Consider the following 21,172-nt stretch of genomic DNA (forward strand, 5'->3'; position numbering starts at 1 on the left):
ACCGAGAAGAGGGAGTTGTCCATATGAGCCTGGCTTTCGTCTTTCCGGGACAGGGGTCCCAGGCGGTCGGCATGGGCCAGGCCCTGGCCGAAGCCTTTCCCCTGGCCAGGCATACCTTGGAGGAGGTGGACGACGCCCTGGAGCAGCATCTTTCGCGGCTCATGTTCGAGGGGCCGGAAGAAGACCTGCGGTTGACGGCCAACGCGCAGCCGGCCCTGATGGCGGCCAGCATCGCCACAGTCCGGGTACTCGAGGCCGAGGGCGGCAAGCCGTTGGCAGAGCGGGCCGCTTTCGTCGCCGGCCATTCTTTAGGAGAATATTCCGCTCTCGCGGCGGCGGGCTCCCTGGAGCTGGCAGACGCGGCGCGCCTTCTGCGCCGACGCGGCCAAGCCATGCAGGAGGCGGTACCGGTCGGCGAGGGGGCCATGGCGGCGCTCCTCGGCCTCGACCTGGAGCCGGCGCAGGAGATTGCCGAGGCGGCGGCAGAAGATCAGGTCTGCGCTGCCGCCAATGACAACGCGCCGGGTCAGGTGGTGCTCAGCGGCCATGCAGAGGCTATCGACAGGGCAATGGCGCTGGCCAAGGAACGGGGCGCCAAGCGGGCGGTGCAGTTGCCTGTCAGCGCCCCCTTTCATTGCCCGCTCATGGCGCCGGCTGCCGATGCGATGGCCGATGCCCTGGCCACGGTGGCTGTCAAGATGCCAGCCGTACCGCTGATTGCGAACGTGACCGCCGGGCGCCTGAGCGACCCCGACGAGATCCGCCGCAAACTGGTGGAACAGGTGACCGGGATGGTGCGCTGGCGCGAGTCCGTCGCCTTCATGGCCGCGGAGGGGGTGACCAAGACCGTGGAACTGGGTACCGGCAAGGTTCTGACCGGTCTCAGCAAGAGGATCGACCGCAGCCTGGAGGCCCAATCCGCCGGCACCCCCGAAGAGATGGAAACGCTCCTGAAGCAACTCTAGCCCGCCACGCGGCCGCCGCGGCTGAGTGGCCGCAGGGGATCGCGGTGGGCTGTCCAACACAAAAACAACCTCCAGAAGCGCGGAGAAGGCGTGATGTTTGATCTCAGTGGAAAGACCGCCCTGGTGACGGGCGCATCGGGTGGCATCGGCGGGGCGATCGCCAGACAGCTGCACGCCCAGGGTGCCAGCCTGGCCTTGAGCGGCACCCGGACCGAAGCGCTGGAGGCCCTGGCGGGCGCGTTGGGCGAGCGGGCCCAGGTCATCCCCTGCAACCTGGGCGACCCGGCAGAGGCGGATGCGTTGCCCGGCAAGGCGGAGGCTGCCCTGGGTCAGCTCGACATTCTGGTCAACAACGCGGGGCTGACCCGCGACGGCCTGATCATGCGGATGAAGGACGAAGACTGGGCCCAGGTTCTGGAGGTCAACCTGACCGCCGCGTTCCGCCTCGCCCGCGCCAGCCTGAAGGGCATGATGAAGCGCCGCTGGGGGCGCATTATCAGCATCAGTTCGGTGGTCGGGGTGACAGGGAATCCGGGCCAGGCCAACTACGTCAGTTCCAAGGCCGGACTGATCGGCCTGACCAAGTCGCTGGCCCAGGAAGTAGCGACCCGGGGCATCACCGTGAACACCGTCGCGCCGGGCATGATCGAAACCGCCATGACCGACGCCCTGAACGATCAGCAGCGTGACCGCATCCTTTCCGTCATACCTATGCAACGTCTTGGGAAATCAGACGAAATTGGGTCGGCGGTGGTGTTCCTTGCGAGCGGAGAGGCCGCCTATGTGACGGGCCAAACCTTGCATGTGAACGGTGGAATGGCCATGATATGAGCAAACCCGGGGGATCCCACCTCAACTATGCGTCTCTGGGGCGTTGGCAAACCTTTAAGAACTGTGATAAGAGGCGGCGCCTTGCGCAGCAGCGGGGACGCTATCCGCAAGACCATTACCTGTTGTGACGGTATCCGTGTCCCGCAAGGATGCGCAAAAGAACCTAAGGACAAAGTCAAATGAGCAACGACATCGCCGATCGCGTCAAGAAGATCGTCGTCGAGCATCTGGGCGTCGACGATGGAAAGGTAACCGACACCGCCAGTTTCATCGACGACCTGGGTGCAGACAGCCTGGATACGGTCGAACTGGTGATGGCTTTTGAAGAAGAGTTCGGCTGTGAGATCCCCGATGACGCTGCCGAGAAGATCGTGACCGTCAAGGACGCGATCGACTTCATCCAGGAACACTCCTGAGCCGGTGAAGCAAGCGGCAGGCGTGCGGTTTCGCGCGCGGCCGCCCAGAAGTGGTGCCGTGCGAGGATTTCAGGGCGTATGAGACGCGTTGTCGTTACAGGGCTGGGATTGGTCACACCGCTTGGCAGTGGGGTAAAGCCGGTGTGGGACCGCCTGATCAACGGTAAGTCGGGACTGCGGGGTATCCAAAGCTTCGATGTCTCTGATCTGCCGTCGAAGATCGCCGGCCAGGTCCCGCAGGGCGAGACCGCTGAGGGTCTGTTCAATGCGGACGACTACGTGGCACCGCGCGACCAGCGCAAGCTAGACCGCTTCATCGTCTTTGGCATGGCCGCTGCGCAGCAGGCCATCGAGGATTCCGGATGGGTTCCTGAAGACGAGGAAAGCCTCTGGCGCACAGGTGTCATGATCGGCTCCGGCATCGGCGGTCTGGAGACTATCTACGATGGTTCCATCACCATCCATGAACGCGGGCCGCGGCGCCTCTCACCGTTCTTCATTCCTGCCGCGCTGATCAATCTGGTCAGCGGTCAGGTTTCGATCCGCTACGGTTTCAAAGGGCCGAACCATGCCGTCGTCACGGCCTGTTCAACCGGGGCCCATGCGATCGGCGACGCGGCGCGCCTGATCATGCTGGACGATGCCGACGTCATGGTGGCCGGCGGCGCTGAGGCGGCAGTCTGCCGTCTGGGCATTGCCGGGTTCTCGGCCTCCCGCGCGCTCTCCACCAACTTCAACGACACGCCGGAACGCAGCTCGCGCCCCTGGGACGAAGACCGCGACGGCTTCGTGATGGGCGAAGGGGCTGGCGTGGTCGTGCTGGAGGAACTGGAGCACGCAAAGGCCAGAGGCGCGACCATCTACGCCGAGGTGGTCGGCTACGGACTCTCAGGCGATGCGCATCACATCACCGCTCCGCCCGAAGACGGCAACGGCGGCTACCGCGCCATGCAGTCGGCGATGCGCCGCGCCGGGCTGGAGCCCAGCGACATCGACTACATCAATGCCCATGGAACCTCTACGCCGCTTGGCGACGAGATCGAGGTGGGCGCCGTGCGCCGTCTCTTCGGCGATGCCGTCGAGGACATCACCATGTCCTCGACCAAGTCGGCGATCGGGCATCTCTTGGGGGCGGCCGGGGCCGTGGAGTCGATCTTCTCGATCCTCGCCATCCGCGACAACGTCGCACCGCCGACCCTGAACCTGGACAATCCCTCGCCGGCCTGCAACGGGGTTGACCTGAACCCGCACCAAGCCAAGGAGCGGCCGATCCGGCGGGCCCTCTCGAATTCCTTCGGCTTTGGTGGAACGAACGCCAGTCTCATCCTGGCCGACTACCAGTAGAGCGCGGTTTATGCGGCGATTAGGCGGCCTTGCCGTTCTCATCGTCCTTATGCTCGCCGCCGTTTCCGGCGGCGCCTGGGTCTATCTGAAGGGGCAGTTCACCCAGCCGGGTCCGCTGGCCGGCGAGGCGATGTTGGTGATCCCGCGCGGCGCCGGGCTGGAGACGATTGCCGCCGACCTGACCGATGCAGGGGTGGTATCCGATGCCCGCGTCTTTGCGATCGGCGTGCGCCTTTTCGGAGACGCCACGGCCCTGAAAGCCGGCGAGTACAGTTTCCCTCCCTCGATCTCCATGGCCGATGTCGCGGCTCTGATCGCCAGCGGCCGTACCGTGGTTCACCGCCTGACTGTGCCCGAAGGCCTCACCAGCACCGAGGTGGTGGCGTTGCTTCAGGAGGCCGAGGTCCTCGAAGGCGAAGCAGGAGCGGTGCCGGCAGAGGGTGCGCTGCTGCCGGAGACCTATCACTTCCATCGCGGCGACACCCGGGCGGAGGTGCTGCAGCGCATGAACCGCTCCATGGAGCAGGTCGTCGCCGAAGTCTGGGAGGGCCGGGCCGAGGGCCTGCCGCTTGCCAGTCCGGAAGAGGCCGTCATCCTGGCATCGATCATCGAGCGCGAGACAGGCGTTGACGAAGAGCGGGCGCTGGTCGCCGGCGTCTTTGTCAACCGCTTGAACAAGGGCATGCCGCTGCAGTCTGACCCGACCGTGGTCTACGGAATAACCGAAGGCAAGGCACCGCTTGGCCGCTCCCTGACACGCAAGGACCTCGCGACCCCGACGCCCTACAACACCTATCAGATCAACGGCCTGCCGCCAGGGCCTATCGCCAATCCCGGCCGTGCGTCTCTGGAGGCAGCGGTCAATCCGGCGGAGACCGAGTACTTCTACTTCGTTGCTGACGGCACCGGCGGGCACGCCTTTGCCAGGACCCTGGCCGAGCACAACAGCAATGTCGCCAAGTGGCGCAAGCACCTGAAGAGCCTGCGGCGCAAAAGCGAATAGACACTCTGCTAGCCTTCAGAAGCCGGTTTTTCCGGTAGGCGGGTCAGCAGCGGATCGGTCCAGGACGGCGGCAGCAGCGAAAGCAGCCAGACCACGGCAAACAGGCGGCGCGGAAAGACGATGCGGGCCTTTCCCGCTGCGAGGCCGCGTTCGATGATGCGCGCGGCCCGTGCACTGTCCATCAGGAAGGGCATGGGAAAGTCGTTGACCGCGGTCATCGGGCTCTTGACGTAGCCGGGGCAGATGACCGAGACCGTCAGTCCCTCGCCGGCGACCATGCCGCGCAGGGCTTCGCCCCAGACCCGCACGGCGGCCTTGGAGGCGCAGTAGGCCGGCGCTCCGGGAAATCCGCGAAACGCGGCAAGCGACGACATGATGGCGATCTGGCCGCGCCCGCGCGGGCGCATCAGTGCGACGGCTGAGAGGACCGTCGAGACGACCCCGTCGACGTTGACGGAGAGAATCTGCCTGGTCTGGGTGGCGTCCTCGCCGAACGTCCCGGTTCCGGCAGAGATCCCCGCGTTCGCAATGACGAGATCCAAGGGATGGCGCCCGTCCGCTTCGCGCAGCCAGCTCTCCAGCGCCTGCTGGTCCGTGACGTCGAAGGCCGCGGTTTCTACCACGGCGCCGGCGGCCCGGCAGTCGCGCGCCACCTCTTCCAGACGGTGCGGATTGCGCCCGCTGAGCGCGAGAACGCGCCCCTGTCCGGCATAGCGGCGTGCCAGGGCCGCGCCGATTCCGCTCGACGCACCGGTGATTGCGATCGAATTGGGGTCCCGCATAACGCTCCAGCATCCCAGCCATCAGACAGATACCGGGATAGGCTGCTCCGCGGTCCCGGCGCAAGCTTGTTGTGCTTCTGGGGGGTCAGTATATATGGGGCCGGCATTCGGGGCGCCTGCCAGGCACGGCAAGGCGCAAGCGGATGCGACAGCGCGCAGAGGGGGGAAGGCTTCGGTGACCGGACAATCCGCGGTGGTGCACAGCATGACCGGTTTCGCACGCCAGGAGGGCGGCGACGACAGTGTCGCCTGGGCCTGGGAGGTCAAGACCGTCAACGGACGCAGCCTCGACGTCCGCTCGCGCCTGCCCAGCGGCTACGAGGCGCTCGATCCGATCGTCCGTAAGGCGGTGGCGGCGGTATGCCACCGCGGCAACGCCCAGGTGAACCTCGTGGTCAAGCGCAGCGAGGCCGCGCAGGCCTGGCAGCTCAACGAGGACCTTCTGCAGCAGGTTCTTGAGGTCATGGAGGGCTTGCGTGTGCGCCTGGATGCGGCGCCGCCACGGTTGGACGGATTGCTGGGCCTGCGGGGTGTGTTGGAGCCAGTCGAAGACGAGGAGAGCCCGGAGCAGCGCGACGCCCGCCTCCGGCGCATCGAAGGCGACCTGCACCAGGCGCTGAAGGGGCTGATCGGGATGCGCTCGGACGAGGGCGCGCGCCTGGCCGAACTGGTGCAGGGACACTTGGCGTCGATCGAGACTCTCTGCGCGGCGGCGGCGGACTGCGCTGCGACTCAACCGGACGCCCTCCGTCGCCGCTTGCGCGAACAACTCGATCTGTTGCTCTCCGAGACCAGTGGCATTGCTGAGGACCGCCTTGCCCAGGAGGCCGCCATTCTGGTCAGCAAGGCCGACGTTCGCGAAGAGCTGGACCGTCTGACCGCCCATATCGGGGCCGCGCGCGACCTGTTGGAGCAAGGCGGCGCTATCGGCCGCAAGCTCGACTTTCTGTGCCAGGAGTTCAATCGCGAGGCCAATACGCTGTGTTCGAAGTCCGCAGATGTGGAACTTACGCGCATCGGTCTCGACCTTAAGTCGGCGATCGAACAGCTGCGCGAGCAGGTTCAAAACATCGAGTAGCGCAGATGAACGAAGCCAAGATCAAGCGGCGCGGCCTGATGCTCGTCCTGTCATCGCCCTCGGGGGCCGGCAAGACCTCCATCTCTCGGCGCCTTCTGGAGCTGGACGAGGGCCTCTCGCTTTCCATTTCGGCAACCACGCGGCCGCGGCGCCCTGGCGAGACCGAAGGTGTCCATTACTTCTTCCTGAGCGATGAGGGCTTTGCCGAGATGGTTGCCGCCGGCGCTCTGCTGGAACATGCGACGGTCTTTGGTCATCGCTACGGAACGCCGCGCGCGCCGGTGGAGAGTGCCCTGGAAACAGGCCAGGACGTGCTCTTCGACATCGACTGGCAGGGGACACAGCAGGTCGCAGAACGGGCGCGGGAGGACCTGGTCAGTGTGTTTATCCTGCCGCCGTCAACGGCCGAGCTCGAACGGCGTCTGCACAGCCGTGCCCAGGACAGCGAGGAGGTGGTCCGCGGGCGCATGGCGAAGGCCGCGGACGAGATGAGTCACTGGCCGGAGTATGACTACATCATCATCAACCACGACATGGACGAAAGCGTCGCCCAGGTTCAGGCCATTCTGACGGCCGAGCGCCTGAAGCGAGAGCGCCGCATCGGCCTGCGGGATTTCGTCGAGGACCTGCGGCGTGGCGGTTAGGCGCCTGGCGGGTTCTTGGCCTCACCCTCTGAACGACTGAGCAGGCGCGCCAGGCAGCAGAACTGTTCGACGCTCAATGCCTCCGCCCGGGCGGTCGGGTCGATACCGGCGTCGGAAAGCGTTTCTTCGCAGCGGGCGAAGAGGGGCTTCAGGCTTTGCCGCAGCATCTTCCGGCGCTGGCCGAAAGCGGCGGCGGTCACCCGTTCAAGGCTCTTCAACTCCGCTGCTGCCAACGGTGCTTTGCGCGGCCGGAGCGCGACCACGGTCGACGTCACCTTCGGCGGCGGCGTGAAGGCGCGGGGCGGAATGTCGAACAGGGTGCGCACCTCGCAGAGCCACTGCGTAATGATCGTCAGCCGCCCGTAGTGGCGGCTGCGCGGTTCTGCCGTCAGGCGCTGCGCCACTTCCTTCTGGAACATCAACGTAAAAGCGCTGAACGCAGCAGGATTGCTGGCAAGCGCCGTCAGCCAACCGATCAAAAGCGCCGTGGAGATGTTGTAGGGCAGATTGCTGACGATCTGGCGCGGCGCCGTCCCAATCTCCGCGAGCGGCAGAGTGAGGGCGTCGCCTTCGACGACTTCAAGCCGCTCCGGATAGAGGTCAGCCAGCTCACGGAGTGCCTCCAGGCAGCGGCGGTCCTTCTCCACGGCGATCACGTGATGCGCACCCTCGCTCAAGAGGGCGCGCGTCAGACCGCCGGGGCCGGGCCCCACTTCGACCACGGTCCCGGTGTCGATCTCCGGGGCGGCGCGTGCGATCCGCCGGGTCAGGTTGAGGTCGAGGAGAAAGTGCTGGCCCAGGGCCTTGCGCGCGCCCAGGCCGTGGCGTGCGATGACCTCGCGCAGGGGCGGGAGGTTCGCCGGTTCTCCGGGGAGCGGCCTGTCAGGCATGGTCGTAAGCGGCCGACTCCTCGGTTCCGCTGGCCTGCTTGTTGGCAGCCAGTGTTCCCGCCAGGGTGATCGCCGCCAAGAGGCTCACGGGCGAGGCGAGGCCTTCGCCTGCGATGTCCAGCGCCGTCCCGTGGTCTGGTGACGTGCGGACGATCGGCAGGCCGAGCGTTACGTTCACCCCGTGCTCGAAATCCAAGGTCTTGACCGGTATGAGGGCCTGATCGTGATACATGCAGAGGGCGGCATCGTAGCCGCGCCGCGCTGCCGGGTGGAACAGGCTGTCGGCGGCAACGGGGCCGAAGGCGTCGATGCCCTCAGCCTGGAGGCGGGCCACCGCTGGGGCGATCACCAGCCCGTCTTCGGCGCCCAGCTTGCCGTCCTCCCCGGCATGAGGATTGAGCCCGGCGACGGCCAGCCGAGGGTTTGCGATCCCAAACTGCTGCTGCAGTCCGATTGCTGCTGTTCGCGCGGTCTCGACGATCAGGGCGCCCGTCAGGCTGGACGGCACTTCGGCCAACGGCTGATGGACCGTGACGGGAACGGTGCGCAGGCCTGGGGTGGCCAGCATCATGACCGACCTGCCGGGGCAGCCGCAAAGCTCCGCCAGGAACTCGGTGTGGCCCGGATGCGCAAAGCCGGCATCGAGCAGTACCTTCTTGTGGATCGGATTGGTGACCACGGCTGACGCCTCGCCGCTCAAGGTCAGGCTGGTGGCGAGCCTGATGGCCTCCAGAACCTCGCCGGCAGTCGCTGGAGAGGGCCGGCCGGGTTCGGCTTTCACGGCAGCACCCAACGGCAGGACGGGCAGGCCCCGCTCAAACGCGTCGAAGGCGGATGCCGCTGCGTCGATTGGGACCACCGGAACGCTCATGTCCAGGCTCTGTGCAAGGGCGGCAAGCCGTTCCGGGTCGTCGATCACCAGGAAGGGGGGCAGGTCGTGGTCCTTGCGTCGCTGCCAGGCGCGCAGACTGAGTTCGCCGCCGACGCCTGCAGGTTCCCCCATGGTGACCGCGAGCGGCGCATCAGGACGATGGCGTTCTTTACCAGCTTGCCCAGAGAAGCTCATGTTTCGGTGCCGGTCACGAGCGCCCGTTCACGGGTGTCGGCTCACTGTTGCCGTCTCATGGGTCCGCCTCATGGGTCCGCCTCATGGGTCCGCCTCATGGGGCCGCAGTCATATGCGAACGTCGACGTTCGCGGTTCTGCGCAGTTCCTGGATGGAGCGTTGCGCCAACTGGTTTACCCGCTGATCGGTGAGGTTCTGCTGGATTCTCTGGCGGTCAATCTCTTGTCCCTCGTTCCTGCGCATGTCGCGCAGCAAGAGGATGTGGAAGCCGGCGAGCGTGCGGATCGGCCGGGAGACGTCGCCAGGGCCCATCTGTGCAAGGGCTTGGTTCAGAGAGTCGTCCAGTTCGCCGTCCTGGATCCAGCCGCGGTCGCCGCCAAGGCGCGCGGTGCTGGACTGGGAGAACTGCCGGGCCAGCCCGCCGAAATTGGCCCCTGCGCGCAGCTGTTCGAGGAGCCGATTGGCATTGGCCAGGGCCTGCTGCTCCTGCGCAGCCGACTCGACGGCGACGAAGATTTCGGAGACGCGCCGCTCGATGGAGCCCTGGCGCGCGGCCAGCCGATCGACAACCTCCTGAACCTCCTCGCTCGAGACCACCACCGTCGGGCGCAGGCGGCGCTGGACGACGGTTTGCCAAGCGATCTGAGCGCGGATCTGGTCGATGAGCGTGGTCGGGATGACGCCCCGGTTGCGCAGCATGGAGAGGAACTGGCCTTCGGACATTCCGTTCTGCTGGGATATCTGCTGGAGCGCATCCGCCACCTGGTCGTCGGTCACTGCGATATCCAGCCGAGTGGCCTCCTGCATCTGCAGGCGCTCGTCAATCAGGCCGCGCAGGACCTGAGGGGTCAAACGGCGCCGAACCTCCTGGGAATCCTGGACACCGGCACCAATGATCGCCAGACGCACGCGCATCGACAGATCGAGGACCGAGATCACCTCGTCATTCACGACGGCAGCGGGACGAAAAGCATCCTGAGCGCGCACGGAGGAGGGCGCAGCCAGCGCGGCGAGCGCGATGCAGAGCAGCGCAAGCGCGCTAAGCCAAAGGCTTGGCGCCGGTCGGTAGGGCGGTCGGTAGGCCGGGCGGGCGAACAGTAAAGCAGCCATCGTCAGTTCCCAGAAAAAAGCACCGCGAACTATACAGTTGTCACCCGCAGGTGTTCAAACGGAAGCTGGGGTTCCAGTGCAGCTTTGAGGCGATTGCAGGTGTCAGGCAATCACCCGCCTGACGCTTCTCCAAGATGCTTGAAGACGATCCGCACAAAGATGCTGTCTTCGGCCTCCAGGTCGCGGTCCTCGAAGAAGGACCGCTCGGCGACGCCTTCGATCAGGAAGCACTCGTCCTGATAGGCAAGGCTGACCGCAGTTTCGAGCGAAGAGTCCTCGAAGAGGTCGCGGCGATGACGGAAGCCAACGGTCCAGTGCTCCGTGACCCTCGAACTGAGCGCGATCTGCAGTTCTTCGCGCTCGTCGAATTCGTCGTCACTCGCTTCCTGATCGATGAAGAAGTACGACAGGTCGAGGTTGAGGGCGTCGGGTCCAAGGCTCAAATCCACTTCGCTGCGGTCGGCGTTGAAATCGTCCTTGTCCAGGCGGAAGCGGTAAAGGAAATCGACGTGCTCGAACGGCTGGAGCAAGACGCGGCCGACGATATCGGACTCGTTGTCCTCAAGACCGGAGCCTTCGGAGAAGGCATCCCTGTTTTCCGAGAAGCGGTAGCTCTGGCCGATGAAGGCCCCAGCCGCGCCTTCGCTGCCGAAAGTCCCGGTCCACTTGACGCCATAGTCAACGCGGCTGCCGGAATCGACCCGGTCATTGCCGGCAAAGCGGTTGAGGTTGAAGAGATTGGTGTCGTCGAACTCGAAATCGAGGCTGTCCTCGTTGGGGATGGTGCCCGGGTTCGATCCGTTCGGGGCCAGGACGGCCTGGAAGATCGGCTCGATCACCTGTTGTACCGGGCCATCCCGGCGCGCCCAGGGATAGCGCCACTTGACCGCAAGCTGCGGGAAGACCCGTCCTTCCGTGTCGCTTCCGGGTGCTCCGCTGGGATTGACGTCCGAGGAACCGGACACCACACCATCGGTCCAGTATCCGTCGGTCTGAACCTGCGCGGTCACTTCGTAGATATCGCCCAGCGGACTGGTGTAGGGAATGTGATAGCCGCTGACCAGGGAGACACGCCGGCTGTCGCGGCCTTCTTCGCGGGTCAGCACCTGCAAGTTCGCATCGACCGTGTAGCGCGCCCCCGGAAGTCCGACTCCGGGCTCGCTGATGAAGTTGTAATCTGCCAGCGGCACGACGATGGGCGTTTCCGCATCGACATCCGAACTGCGCAGGCCCTGATAGGTCAGGCCGCGCACCGCCGCGTGGTTTCGGCCTTTCAGCCCCTCCAGATAGGCCGTGCTTGTAAGGGTTCGCTCGGTGTCGAAGTCGAACGCGCGCAGATAGGTATCGTCCGACGTCCGCTTGACGTCGAACCCCCAGCGCCAGGTGTCGTCCAGCTCGAACTGTCCCTCGGCATCAATGTGGCCGCGGAAGCGGTCGTCGGCGATGTTGCCGCCGCGCTCGTCACGATCGGCGATGGTTGCGCTGCCGGCGATTTCGATCTTCCCGTTCTCGAAGAGCTGCCGGTATTCGCCGGTCAGGTTGATACCCTGCTCGGTCGACAGCAGCGGCGCTATGGTCAGATCCTTGTCGTCGTCGATGACCCAATAGTAGGGAATCGTGGTCGCGGTGCCGAGAAAGTCGCTGCTGCCGATGGTCGGCGCGAGAAAACCGCTCCTGCGGTCGACTGTCGGATCGGGGTGCGAGAAGTAGGGTGTGTAGAGAACCGGGATGCCGAAGAACTCGAGCCAGGCATCGCGATAAATGATGTCCTGCGCTTCCTGATCGTGAATCACTTCGTTGGCTTTGATCTGCCACAACGGGGCGCGGCTGGGATCGTCGCGGCAGAGCTCGCAGGGACTGAAGACGCCCTTGCGGAACTCGGTCCGGTTTCCGCCGCTGCGCGTGCCGCTGGCCGCCGCGATGCGGGTGTTGTCAGCCATCAATACCCGAATGTCGCGGACGAAACCCTCCTTGAGATCGCCGGTTACCTCGATGAAGTCGGCGAAGACGGTGTCGCCGCTGGGCTCGATCAGCGTCACGTTGCCTTCGGCCGCCACGATATCGGAGTTCAGATTGTAGGTGACCTTGTCGGCCAGCAGCACCCGGCCTTCTTGCGAGATCTCCACATTGCCGGAAGCGATGACGAGGCCGTTTTCCTCGTCATAGGTCAGCTGGTCAGCCGTGATCAGGGCCGGAACGTTCTCAAGCGCGTCGATATTGACGTCCTGCGCAGCCGCTTCGCTGCCCCCGAAAAGCAGCACAACAGAAATCACGGCAGCTGCCGCTGCCGCACGCCCCAGTCCCCCCTGCATCGCCTCTAGCCTATCCGTCCTCCAAGTGAAGCAACATTGCCACCCCCAGCATCAACGACACGCCCGCCGGAGTCCAGGCCGCCAACACCACCGGTATGGTACCCGAAAGTCCGATTGCGAACACGAAATTGGATAGGAAGTACAGCAAGAAGCCTGTCAGCAGGCCCGCCATGATGACCAGGCCCACCCGGCCCCTGCGTTGCGGGCGCATGGAGAAGGTCGCAGACAGCAGGACCATCGCAGCAAAAAGCATCGGCAGAGCAAGCAGTCTATTGAGCTGCAGCCGGTGCGGAAGCGCGGAAAACCCGGCGGCATCCATGATCTCAATGAATTCCGGCAGGTTCCAGAAGGAGATCGTTTCCGGCGGTGCGAAGCTCTCCTGGATCTTGTCGACGGTCAGATCCGTCGGCAGATCGAGTGTCTCGTGAAAAGCCGAGGGCTCGCCGGGTCTGGACAACCAGGCTTCGAAGAGTTTCCACTGGCCCGACTCCAGTTGGGCGCTGTCGGCGTCGATTCGATCGAGAAAGCGGTCTTCGTCGGCATAACGGAAGACAATCACGTTGTGCAGCAGCGCCGATTCGGCGCTCACTCTCGCTGCATGGATGACCGACTGGCCTTCTGCGTCCACTTGACGCAGCCAGAGCCCGGTTTTGGAGACCGCGAGAAAGCTGGCTTCATTGCGGATATAGTTGGCCTCCATGCGTTCGAAGCGGCTGAGGAGAATTGAGGCCAAGGGGTTGAGCGCGGTCACTGTCAGGACGCCGACCAGCAGCGCACTGCCCAGAACCGGCAGCAGAAACTGCCAGACCGACACGCCCGCCGCGCGGGCTACGACCAGCTCATGGGACCGGGTCAGCCGCCAGAAGGTCGTCATGGCGGCAAACAGCACCGTAAAGGCCATGACCTCCTGGCTCAGGTGCGGCAGCTTGAGCAGCGCCATCTGAAACACGATGCCGAGCGAGGCGTCCTTGGCAGCCAGGCGGTCGATCAGATCGACGACAGTGGCCAGAAAGATGATGCCGACAATGGCGAAGGCAAAGCTGGCGAACCAGAAGAAGAACTGCCGGGCGATGTACTTCGTCAGGGTCGGCGAGATGCGCAGACGGCGCATCGCGGGCTGGGTGGCGGCGATGCTCATGCCGTCTGCGCCCCGGCCGCCGGTTCCTGGGAACGGCGAGCAGGGCGCCGCAGCAAGACGAAGAAGGCGAGGCCCAGAGAGATCGCCACGGCGGCATACATCGCCGGGATCGCCGCGACGTGGCGGCTCGCCAAATCGTGAAGCGCGAGCGAGATGCCTTCGAGCGCGGCAACGCAGGCGATCGCCGCCAGGACCCGCTTGATCTGACCGCGTCGGTTGAACTCGCCGGCCAGCAGTGCTGCCATACCGATCACTACGAACACGAGGCTGTAGAGCGGACCGACGATGCGGTGATGCCCCTCGGCCACCAGTTCCAGCCTGTAGCGCTGATCGCGCCTGTCATCCGCCGGGTTCAGCAGTTCCGGCAGGAAGCGCTCCTTCGGCTCGCGCCAGCGCGTCTGGGGCGCATTGTCGAAGTCGGACAGCTCTACGGTATAGCGGTCGAAGTACAGCAGGGAAAACCGTCCGGTTCCGGGCTGCACCTCCTGGCGGTTGCCGTTTTCCATGACCACCCGTGGTCCTGCCTCGCTGGCGACCAGGGCGCCGCGCTCCGCCATCATGGTCACCGGCTTCTCGGGATCGCGGTTGTCGTGGACCAGGATGCCGCGCAGTTCGCCCTCCGAAGAGCGTTCGCGGACATAGACGGTGATCTCGTCGGTTACCGTGGTGAACACGCCCTCCTGCAGCAGGATAGCTGAGAAATCACTTCGGAAGGCGTGCTGCAAGTCTTTGAAACTTCGGAAAGATGCCGGCAGAAAATACAGGGAGATCGCATAGACCGACAGGGTCACGATCACACCCAGGATGAGCGCCGGCCTGGCCAGTTGCAGCTGCGACAAGCCGGCGGCCCGCATAACCACCATTTCGCTGTCCATGGCCAGTTTGTGATAGACGAACAGGGCTGCCACGAAGCAGGCCACCGGCAGCACCACGCCCAGAAACGACGGCAGCAGCAAGGCCACGAAGGTGAGGAAGGTGGAAGCGGGCAGACCGCGATTGACGATGTAGTCGATCAGCCTCAGAGACTGGGTCAGCCAGATCGCAAAGGTAAGGGCCATGGTGACGAACAACGTCGCCGCCATCAGCTGGCCGAGGACGTAACGCGTAATGGAAGGCATCGGATCCAGTTGCTGCGGTCTGGAAGCCCAGAGATAGCCCGGCGGCCCGGCGTCCGTCCAGCGAATTTCCGCCAGCGAATTCCCGGGGCTTTCGGCTTCGGCATCTGCGCCTTGCGGCTGCGCATCAGGGCTGCGGGGCTTGAACTTGCGTGCCCCGGCTGACAATTTACTTTGCCAATCAAGACTCGTTCGATTTTCAATCTATCGGAGCCCCGACGGCGGCCACCCGACAAAGCTCTCCGTGAGGACTTTCATGAACATCTCCTTCGCTACGCCCAGCGTCCCGACGTCCGGTGCCCTGATCGTCGGGGTTCTGGAGGGTGGGAAACTCACCCCGTCCGCCGCCAGCCTGAACAAGACAACGCAGGGGGCGCTGGAGAGGGCCATCGACGCAAATGCTTTCTCCGGCAAGCGAGGCGAGCTTTTGGACGTGGTCGCGCCGGCCGGCCTCAACAACAGCCGCGTGCTGATGGTTGGCATGGGGGCCCCGGCGAAGCTGACGGAGAAGGACCTGCAGGACATCGGCGGCAACATCGCTGCACACCTGACGCGGGTCCGTGAACAGAAGGCTGCCGTCCTGATGGACAAGCTGCGCGGCGGAAAGCAAGCCGCTGAGCGCGCGGCGAACGCGGGCTTCGGGGCTGTTCTGCGCAGCTACCGCTTCAACCGCTACAAGACCAAGCAGAAAGCGGAAGAGAAGCCCCGCCTGAAGGAGATCCGTTTCCACCTCGACAACCCGGCCGCGGCCAAGCGGGCCTTTCAGCGGCTGGAAAAGGTGGCGGACGGCGTGTTCATGACCCGCGATCTCGCCAGCGAGCCGGCCAACATCCTTTATCCCAAGTCCTTTGCTGCCGAGGCCAAGAAGCTCACCAAGCTTGGCCTGAAGGTGCAGGTGCTCGGCGAGAAGGAGATGCAGAAGCTCGGCATGGGCTCTTTGCTGGGGGTCGCCCAGGGCTCCGCGCACGAACCGCAGATGCTGGTGATGCAGTGGCAGGGTGCCCCGAACGCAAAGGACAAGGCACCGCTCGCCTTTGTCGGCAAGGGGGTGACCTTCGATACCGGTGGTATTTCCCTGAAGCCGGCGGGCGGTATGGAGGACATGAAGTGGGACATGGGCGGCGCCGGTGCGGTGGTCGGTCTCATGAAGGCACTGGCGGGCCGCAAGGCCAAGGTCAATGCTGTCGGCGTCTGCGGACTGGTCGAGAACATGCCCTCCGGAACCGCCCAGCGGCCCGGTGATGTGGTGACCTCCATGGCCGGTCTCACCATCGAGGTGCTGAACACCGATGCCGAGGGCCGCCTGGTGCTTGCGGATGCGCTCTGGTACACCCAGGAGAAGTTCAAGCCCAAGCTCATTGTCGACCTGGCCACCCTGACCGGCGCCATCATCATCTCGCTTGGCCACGAGAATGCCGGCCTGTTCAGCAACGACGACAAGCTGTCCGAGCAACTGACGAAGGCCGGCAAGGAAGTGGGCGAGGAGGTCTGGCGCCTGCCGATGAGCGCGGCCTACGACAAGCTGATCGACTGCGACATCGCCGACATGAAGAACATCAGCGGCGGGCGCGCCGGCGGCTCGATTACGGCCGCACAGTTCCTGCAGCGCTTCATCAAGGACGGCACGCCCTGGGCGCATCTGGATATCGCCGGCACGGCCTGGACCAGCAAAGACAAGCCCACCGTGCCGAAGGGCGGCACCGGATTCGGCGTGCGGCTGTTGGACACCCTGGTTTCCAAGTACTACGAGAAATAGGGTACTACGAGAAATAGGGTACGACGAGAAACAGGATCCGGCGCGCAGAGCTTGCCAGCCAAGCCCTGCCACCTGCGCGCTGACGGTCCGGAGGACACCGCGATGACCGAGGTCCGCTTCTATCATCTGACCCGCACGCCTTTGCATCAGGCGCTGCCGCAGATGCTGGAACGGACCCTGGAGCGCGGCCAGCGGGCCGTGGTCAAAGCCGGTTCGGAGGAGCGGGTGGAAGCTCTGGCCGCGGGCCTTTGGACCTACAACGACCGCTCCTTCCTGCCCCATGGCAGCATCAAGGACGGGCGCGGCGAACTGCAGCCGATCTGGTTGACGACCGAGGATGCCGTGCCCAACGGCGCCGAGGTGCTGTTTCTGACCGACGGCAGCACCAGCGAGGAGCTTTCGCGCTTCAGCCTCTGTGCCGTTCTGTTCGACGGCAGCGATCCAGATGCGGTTTCAGCAGCGCGCGCGCAGTGGACGGCGCTGAAGAACGACGGCCATGGCGTGACCTACTGGCAGCAGGACGAAAGCGGCCGCTGGGGGCAGAAGGCTTAGCCCAGCGCCAGATTGTCAGTCCGTGCCTGGCCGGCTGCTGCCGCCGCGCGCAGCCAATCCCGAAAGGCTTCCAGTTCCGGGCTCAGGTTCCCGCTGTCGCGAAACACCAGGAAGTAGGCCCCGATCTCGGTCGGCGGCCGGTCGAAGGGCATCACCAGGCGGCCTGCCTTGAGATCCTCCTCGATCAGCATCAGATCGCCCATGGCGACTCCATAGCCCTGGACGGCGGCCTGCAGCGTGGCATCGAGAAAGTCGAAGTCCTCGCCGCTCTCCGGATCGACGCCGTCGACCGTGTTGCGCGTCAGCCAGAGCCGCCAGTCGCGGTGGTCCGGCACGGCGTGGAGCAGGCGGTGACGGGCCAGATCCTCCGGCCTGCGCAGGGCGTGCGGACCCTCCAGCAGGGCCGGTGCGCAGACCGGTGCCATGCGCTCGACCATCAGCAAGTCGGCGTTGGGCCGCTCCTCGCGGTTTTCGAACACCATGATCCCGGCATCGAAGTCCTCGCGCGCGAAGTCGACGTGCCTCCACGCAGTGGTCAGCCGGACCTGGATGTCCGGCCGCTCGGCCTGAAAGCGCAGGATCTGCGGAACAAGCCAGCGCACGGCGATGGTCGGCACCGACTTGAACTTCACCTCGCCGGAGCGTTCCTTCACCCGCTCGGCGGCCACCATGATCTGGTCGAAGGCTGCGCTCAAAGCGGGGAGCAGGCGGTTTCCGGCGGCCGTCAGGTCGACCGAGCGGTGGCCCCTGGTGAACAGGTCGGCGGCGAAGTAGTCCTCAAGGCCCCGCACTTGGCGGCTGATCGCGCCCTGGGTGACGGACAGTTCCTCTGCGGCCTTGGTGAAACTGCCAAGGCGGGCAGCAGCCTCAAAGGCCCGAAGGGCGTTCAGGGGCGGCAGACGGCGTCTCATCTGGATGACTTTTCCTCATGCCAAGAATGAGTAATCATCGATTGAGAGATGAGGATGTCAAGCCTATGTCACTGATAGTGAGAGATTTATGGAGACTTGAAGGAGGCGGAGATGAAAGACCTACGCGCATTTGCCGGTGCTGAGGTAATCTCATTTCCTGAAGGAAGCATGGCGCGAAACGGCGCAGCCGGGCCCTGCGGAGCCCCGGGCTCCCTGGCTGACCGGGCGGCAGGCTTGCTGAGACGCCGGGCCTTTCGGCGTGAGCTCACCCGTCTTCTGGAAGCTTCGCCCCACCTGATCCGCGATATCGGCCTGGACGAGTCGGCGGTGCGCCGCGAAGTCCAGCTTCCCTTCTGGCGGCAGGGGCCCCTGGTCCCGGGGAGCTTGCGTCACCGGACCTAGGCGCCTTCCAGGGCGGTCTGCAGGGTGAGCCAGCGCTCCTCCGCCTCCGCCAGCTTCTGTTTGACCTGGCCGAAGGTGATTTGCAGGTCCTGCAGGGCCGCGGTCGGGCCTTCATAGACCTCTGGGTCGGCAAGCTTGGCCTCCAGGCGGGCTTTTTCCTTTCCGAGCTTCTCTATCTCCGCTTCGGCCTGTTTGGCCGCCTTGCGCAGATCCGCCACCGCGGCACGGGCCTCCGCCGAGGCCCGCCGGCGGTCCTTCTTGGACAGAGTATCGGTGTTCTTCGGCCGATCGTTGCGCTGCCGCGAGCGTTCCTGCCGGCGCTGTTCCATCAGCAGCTTGCGATAGTCTTCCATGTCGCCGTCGAAAGCCGTCACCGTGCCTTCGGCGACCAGCCAGAGACGATCGGCGGTGAGTTCGATCAGATGCGGGTCGTGGCTGACCAGGATGACCGCGCCCTCGAAGGCGCCCAGGGCCTGGATCAAGGCCTGGCGCGAGTCGACGTCCAGGTGGTTGGTCGGCTCATCGAGGATCAATACGTGTGGGGCATCGCGGCTCATCAGGGCAAAGAGCAGGCGCGCCTTTTCCCCGCCGGAAAGCTTGCCGACCTTCACCTCCGCCCGGTCGACGCCGAAGCCGAAACGGCCGAGCTGCGCGCGCAGCTTGGTCTCGGTTTCCAGCGGCATGAGCCGTTCCATCAGCTGCAGCGGCGTGGCCTGCAGGTCCAGTTCTTCGGCCTGGTCCTGCGAGAAGTAGCCGATCTTCAGCTTGCCGGAGCGGGTCATGCGCCCCTCCATCGGCTTCAGACGGCCGGCCAGGAGGCGCGAGAGCGTGGACTTGCCGTTGCCGTTGGCGCCCAGCAGCGCCACCCGGTCGTCCATGTCGAGGCGCAGGTCCAGGCGCGACAGGATAGCCTTGGCGGGCTCGTAGCCGACTGCGGCGTTTTCGAGGGTCACGACCGGTGGCGAGAGACGCCCGGGCTCCGGGAAGTTGAAGGTGATCGTGCGCTCCTCCATGACCGAGGCGATCGGCTCCATACGGTCCAGGGCCTTCAGCCGTGACTGCGCCTGGCGGGCCTTGCTGGCCTTGTAGCGGAAGCGGTCGACAAAGGCCTGGATGTGGCGGCGCTCGGCCTGTTGCTTGGCGTGGAGGGCGGCCTGGCGTTCCAGGTGTTCGCGGCGCAGGCGCTCAAAGCGGTCGTAGTTGCCGCTGTAAGCGGTCAGTTTGCGCTGCTCCAGGTGGATGATCCGATTGACCGCCCGATTCAGCAGCCCGCGGTCGTGGGAGACCAGCAGCAGGGTGCCGGGGTAGCTCTTCAGAAAGCCTTCCAGCCAGAGCGCGGCCTCGAGGTCCAGATGGTTCGTCGGCTCGTCCAGCAGCAGCAGGTCAGGGGCGGCAAACAGCAGGGCAGCCAGGGCGACCCGCATGCGCCAGCCCCCCGAAAACTCGGCGCAGGGCCGCTGCTGGGCCGCTTCGTCGAAGCCCAGACCGGCCAGGATGCGGGCCGCCCGGGCTGGCGCGCTGTCGGCCTGGATCGCGGCCAGCCGCTCGTGCAGCTCGGCGATCCGGGCCGGATCGCCGGTCTCTTCCGCTTCGGCAAGCAGAGCGCTGCGCTCTTGGTCCGCGGCCAGCACAGTGTCGATCAGGCTGGTCTGGCCGGAGGGCGCGTCCTGCGCAACCTTGCCGATGCGCATGCGCCGCGGCACGGAGATGCTGCCTTGGTCGGGATGAAGTTCGCCGGAGATCAGCTTCAGCAGGGTCGTCTTGCCGCTGCCGTTGCGCCCGACCAGCCCCACACGCTCCCCGCCGTTGACCGCGACCGTGGCGTGGTCAAACAGTGGGTCGCCCTGAACGCGATAGGATAAGTCGTTAATATGTAACATTAATCCGGCTACCGGCGCCTCGTTCGGGCCCCTTGCGGGGGGACAGCTTTCGCGGCGCAGGGTGATAGCACGGCGATCCGTGTGCCGAAAGGGCCGCGGACCCGGGTTTCGGCATCACGCCCGGCTGGCCCGGGGCCGTTGCCCCTGCCTTACAAAGCGTCTATAAGCCCGGCGAAAATCAGCGCTGTCCGGCTTCCGCCGGCAGGCGTCACCCTGCAAGCGAGCGTCAATCAGAAGGAGAGCCGGAGTCCATGGCCATCGAGCGGACCTTTTCAATCATCAAGCCGGATGCGACCAAGCGCAACATCACGGGCAAGATCGTCGATCGCCTGGAGGAGGCCGGCCTGCGTGTCATCGCCAGCAAGCGCATCCATATGACCCGCGACCAGGCCGAGGGCTTCTATGCCGTGCACCGGGAGCGGCCCTTCTTCGGCGATCTCTGCACCTTCATGACTTCGGGTCCGGTGGTCGTGCAGGTTCTGGAGGGCGAGAGTGCCATTGCCAAGAACCGCGAGGTTATGGGCGCCACCAACCCGGCCGATGCGGCGCCGGGTACGATCCGCGCCGACTTCGCCGAGTCCATCGAGGCCAATTCGGTGCACGGCTCAGACGGGGCCGACACGGCAGCGGTCGAGATCAAGTTCTTCTTCAGCGACGACGAACTGGTCGGATAAGCGCCCCAGTCGGTTCGCCGCGGGGGGCCGGCAAGGCCGGGCCGAGCGGGAGACCGGTCAGCAGAGTTGGGCGGCAGACATGCAATGGGCGGGTCCGATAGACCCGCCCATTGTCGTCCGGCTTGGGCCGGAAAGTCTTTCTGCAACTCAGACCAGGAAGAGCGCCATCCCCACGAGAATCAGCACGACAAACGCTGTCGAGTAGGTGATGAGGCGCACGAAGCCCTTCCAATTGTCCTGGTGCTCGCGGAGCAACGGGTCGTCCGACATATCTTTTCCCTGTTCTCTGTTGTCCTCAGAAGG

Annotated in this window: 20 protein-coding genes; 10 read left to right on the plus strand and 10 right to left on the minus strand. The window is 65.2% G+C overall.

Going from position 1 to position 21,172, the window contains the following annotated elements:
• The first annotated feature begins 23 nt into the window (after positions 1-23).
• From fabD to mltG, 5 genes are all read left to right on the plus strand, one after another.
• Positions 24-965 (plus strand): ACP S-malonyltransferase, encoded by a 942-nt coding sequence (gene fabD / locus Q0982_RS06265; protein WP_299393019.1) that lies wholly within the window; start codon positions 24-26, stop codon positions 963-965.
• Between the two features lie 93 nt (positions 966-1,058).
• A complete protein-coding gene (gene fabG / locus Q0982_RS06270) occupies positions 1,059-1,796 on the plus strand; it encodes a 3-oxoacyl-[acyl-carrier-protein] reductase (RefSeq protein WP_299393022.1) in 738 nt (245 codons plus the stop codon).
• 179 nt (positions 1,797-1,975) lie between these two features.
• Positions 1,976-2,212, plus strand: a complete 237-nt coding sequence (locus Q0982_RS06275) for an acyl carrier protein (RefSeq protein ID WP_299393023.1) — start codon at positions 1,976-1,978, stop codon at positions 2,210-2,212.
• 78 nt (positions 2,213-2,290) lie between these two features.
• Positions 2,291-3,556 (plus strand): beta-ketoacyl-ACP synthase II, encoded by a 1,266-nt coding sequence (gene fabF / locus Q0982_RS06280; RefSeq protein ID WP_299393026.1) that lies wholly within the window; start codon positions 2,291-2,293, stop codon positions 3,554-3,556.
• 10 nt (positions 3,557-3,566) lie between these two features.
• Positions 3,567-4,559 carry an endolytic transglycosylase MltG gene (mltG, locus tag Q0982_RS06285; RefSeq protein WP_299393028.1) on the plus strand — a complete coding sequence of 331 codons (993 nt, stop codon included), beginning with the start codon at positions 3,567-3,569 and terminating at the stop codon, positions 4,557-4,559.
• 8 nt (positions 4,560-4,567) lie between these two features.
• Here mltG and Q0982_RS06290 read toward each other — a convergent pair whose 3' ends face one another.
• Positions 4,568-5,341: an SDR family oxidoreductase gene (locus Q0982_RS06290; protein WP_299393031.1), complete on the minus strand. Its 774-nt coding sequence runs from the start codon at positions 5,339-5,341 to the stop codon at positions 4,568-4,570.
• Positions 5,342-5,516: 175 nt separating this feature from the next.
• On the opposite strand from Q0982_RS06290, the gene Q0982_RS06295 reads away from it, so the two are divergent.
• A complete protein-coding gene (locus tag Q0982_RS06295; RefSeq protein WP_299393033.1) occupies positions 5,517-6,419 on the plus strand; it encodes a YicC/YloC family endoribonuclease in 903 nt (300 codons plus the stop codon).
• A gap of 5 nt (positions 6,420-6,424) precedes the next feature.
• The gene (gene gmk / locus Q0982_RS06300; protein WP_299393036.1) at positions 6,425-7,063 is read left to right on the plus strand and encodes a guanylate kinase; all 639 of its coding nucleotides are present in this window, start codon (positions 6,425-6,427) and stop codon (positions 7,061-7,063) included.
• Here the strand turns inward: gmk and rsmA are convergent.
• From rsmA to lptF, 6 genes are all read right to left on the minus strand, one after another.
• A complete protein-coding gene (gene rsmA / locus Q0982_RS06305; RefSeq protein WP_299393037.1) occupies positions 7,060-7,953 on the minus strand; it encodes a 16S rRNA (adenine(1518)-N(6)/adenine(1519)-N(6))-dimethyltransferase RsmA in 894 nt (297 codons plus the stop codon). The genes gmk and rsmA overlap by 4 nt on opposite strands.
• Positions 7,946-9,019: a 4-hydroxythreonine-4-phosphate dehydrogenase PdxA gene (gene pdxA / locus Q0982_RS06310; protein ID WP_299393039.1), complete on the minus strand. Its 1,074-nt coding sequence runs from the start codon at positions 9,017-9,019 to the stop codon at positions 7,946-7,948. The genes rsmA and pdxA overlap by 8 nt, the downstream gene beginning before the upstream one ends.
• A gap of 108 nt (positions 9,020-9,127) precedes the next feature.
• The gene (locus tag Q0982_RS06315; protein WP_299393042.1) at positions 9,128-10,129 is read right to left on the minus strand and encodes a peptidylprolyl isomerase; all 1,002 of its coding nucleotides are present in this window, start codon (positions 10,127-10,129) and stop codon (positions 9,128-9,130) included.
• A gap of 110 nt (positions 10,130-10,239) precedes the next feature.
• Positions 10,240-12,441, minus strand: a complete 2,202-nt coding sequence (locus tag Q0982_RS06320) for an LPS-assembly protein LptD (RefSeq protein ID WP_299393044.1) — start codon at positions 12,439-12,441, stop codon at positions 10,240-10,242.
• 10 nt (positions 12,442-12,451) lie between these two features.
• On the minus strand, positions 12,452-13,579 hold the full coding sequence (lptG, locus tag Q0982_RS06325; RefSeq protein ID WP_299393047.1) for an LPS export ABC transporter permease LptG: 1,128 nt from the start codon (positions 13,577-13,579) through the stop codon (positions 12,452-12,454).
• Complete coding sequence (gene lptF, locus Q0982_RS06330; RefSeq protein ID WP_299393049.1) at positions 13,576-14,697, minus strand: LPS export ABC transporter permease LptF; 1,122 nt, start codon at positions 14,695-14,697, stop codon at positions 13,576-13,578. Before lptF ends, lptG begins: the two co-directional genes overlap by 4 nt.
• Before the next feature lie 253 nt (positions 14,698-14,950).
• Here lptF and Q0982_RS06335 point away from each other — a divergent pair, with 253 nt between their 5' ends.
• Positions 14,951-16,450, plus strand: coding sequence for a leucyl aminopeptidase (locus tag Q0982_RS06335; RefSeq protein WP_299393052.1), 1,500 nt, complete (start codon positions 14,951-14,953; stop codon positions 16,448-16,450).
• Positions 16,451-16,552: 102 nt separating this feature from the next.
• A complete protein-coding gene (locus Q0982_RS06340) occupies positions 16,553-17,002 on the plus strand; it encodes a DNA polymerase III subunit chi (RefSeq protein ID WP_299393053.1) in 450 nt (149 codons plus the stop codon).
• On the opposite strand, the gene gcvA is transcribed toward Q0982_RS06340, so the two are convergent.
• A complete protein-coding gene (gcvA, locus tag Q0982_RS06345; RefSeq protein WP_299393056.1) occupies positions 16,999-17,913 on the minus strand; it encodes a transcriptional regulator GcvA in 915 nt (304 codons plus the stop codon). The genes Q0982_RS06340 and gcvA overlap by 4 nt on opposite strands.
• A 398-nt stretch (positions 17,914-18,311) precedes the next feature.
• Positions 18,312-20,195 (minus strand): ABC-F family ATP-binding cassette domain-containing protein, encoded by a 1,884-nt coding sequence (locus Q0982_RS06350; protein ID WP_299393058.1) that lies wholly within the window; start codon positions 20,193-20,195, stop codon positions 18,312-18,314.
• A gap of 251 nt (positions 20,196-20,446) precedes the next feature.
• Here Q0982_RS06350 and ndk point away from each other — a divergent pair, with 251 nt between their 5' ends.
• Entirely contained in the window at positions 20,447-20,869 is a 423-nt protein-coding gene (gene ndk, locus Q0982_RS06355; protein ID WP_299393061.1) for a nucleoside-diphosphate kinase, read from the plus strand.
• 147 nt (positions 20,870-21,016) lie between these two features.
• On the opposite strand, the gene Q0982_RS06360 is transcribed toward ndk, so the two are convergent.
• Positions 21,017-21,139 carry an aa3-type cytochrome c oxidase subunit IV gene (locus Q0982_RS06360; RefSeq protein WP_299393063.1) on the minus strand — a complete coding sequence of 41 codons (123 nt, stop codon included), beginning with the start codon at positions 21,137-21,139 and terminating at the stop codon, positions 21,017-21,019.
• Positions 21,140-21,172: the final 33 nt, after the last annotated feature.

Source organism: Pelagibius sp. (assembly GCF_028281305.1).
GTDB lineage: Bacteria > Pseudomonadota > Alphaproteobacteria > Kiloniellales > Kiloniellaceae > Pelagibius.

Coding starts and splice junctions, on each gene's coding strand:
- lptG (WP_299393047.1), bottom strand. CDS start 13,579: ATGAGCATCGCCGCCACCCAGCCCGCGATGCGCCGTCTGCGCATCTCG.
- Q0982_RS06275 (WP_299393023.1), top strand. CDS start 1,976: ATGAGCAACGACATCGCCGATCGCGTCAAGAAGATCGTCGTCGAGCAT.
- Q0982_RS06320 (WP_299393044.1), bottom strand. CDS start 12,441: ATGCAGGGGGGACTGGGGCGTGCGGCAGCGGCAGCTGCCGTGATTTCT.
- ndk (WP_299393061.1), top strand. CDS start 20,447: ATGGCCATCGAGCGGACCTTTTCAATCATCAAGCCGGATGCGACCAAG.
- fabG (WP_299393022.1), top strand. CDS start 1,059: ATGTTTGATCTCAGTGGAAAGACCGCCCTGGTGACGGGCGCATCGGGT.
- Q0982_RS06335 (WP_299393052.1), top strand. CDS start 14,951: ATGAACATCTCCTTCGCTACGCCCAGCGTCCCGACGTCCGGTGCCCTG.
- gcvA (WP_299393056.1), bottom strand. CDS start 17,913: ATGAGACGCCGTCTGCCGCCCCTGAACGCCCTTCGGGCCTTTGAGGCT.
- fabD (WP_299393019.1), top strand. CDS start 24: ATGAGCCTGGCTTTCGTCTTTCCGGGACAGGGGTCCCAGGCGGTCGGC.
- Q0982_RS06290 (WP_299393031.1), bottom strand. CDS start 5,341: ATGCGGGACCCCAATTCGATCGCAATCACCGGTGCGTCGAGCGGAATC.
- Q0982_RS06360 (WP_299393063.1), bottom strand. CDS start 21,139: ATGTCGGACGACCCGTTGCTCCGCGAGCACCAGGACAATTGGAAGGGC.
- Q0982_RS06315 (WP_299393042.1), bottom strand. CDS start 10,129: ATGGCTGCTTTACTGTTCGCCCGCCCGGCCTACCGACCGCCCTACCGA.
- fabF (WP_299393026.1), top strand. CDS start 2,291: ATGAGACGCGTTGTCGTTACAGGGCTGGGATTGGTCACACCGCTTGGC.
- mltG (WP_299393028.1), top strand. CDS start 3,567: ATGCGGCGATTAGGCGGCCTTGCCGTTCTCATCGTCCTTATGCTCGCC.
- rsmA (WP_299393037.1), bottom strand. CDS start 7,953: ATGCCTGACAGGCCGCTCCCCGGAGAACCGGCGAACCTCCCGCCCCTG.
- lptF (WP_299393049.1), bottom strand. CDS start 14,697: ATGCCTTCCATTACGCGTTACGTCCTCGGCCAGCTGATGGCGGCGACG.
- pdxA (WP_299393039.1), bottom strand. CDS start 9,019: ATGAGCTTCTCTGGGCAAGCTGGTAAAGAACGCCATCGTCCTGATGCG.
- gmk (WP_299393036.1), top strand. CDS start 6,425: ATGAACGAAGCCAAGATCAAGCGGCGCGGCCTGATGCTCGTCCTGTCA.
- Q0982_RS06350 (WP_299393058.1), bottom strand. CDS start 20,195: ATGTTACATATTAACGACTTATCCTATCGCGTTCAGGGCGACCCACTG.
- Q0982_RS06340 (WP_299393053.1), top strand. CDS start 16,553: ATGACCGAGGTCCGCTTCTATCATCTGACCCGCACGCCTTTGCATCAG.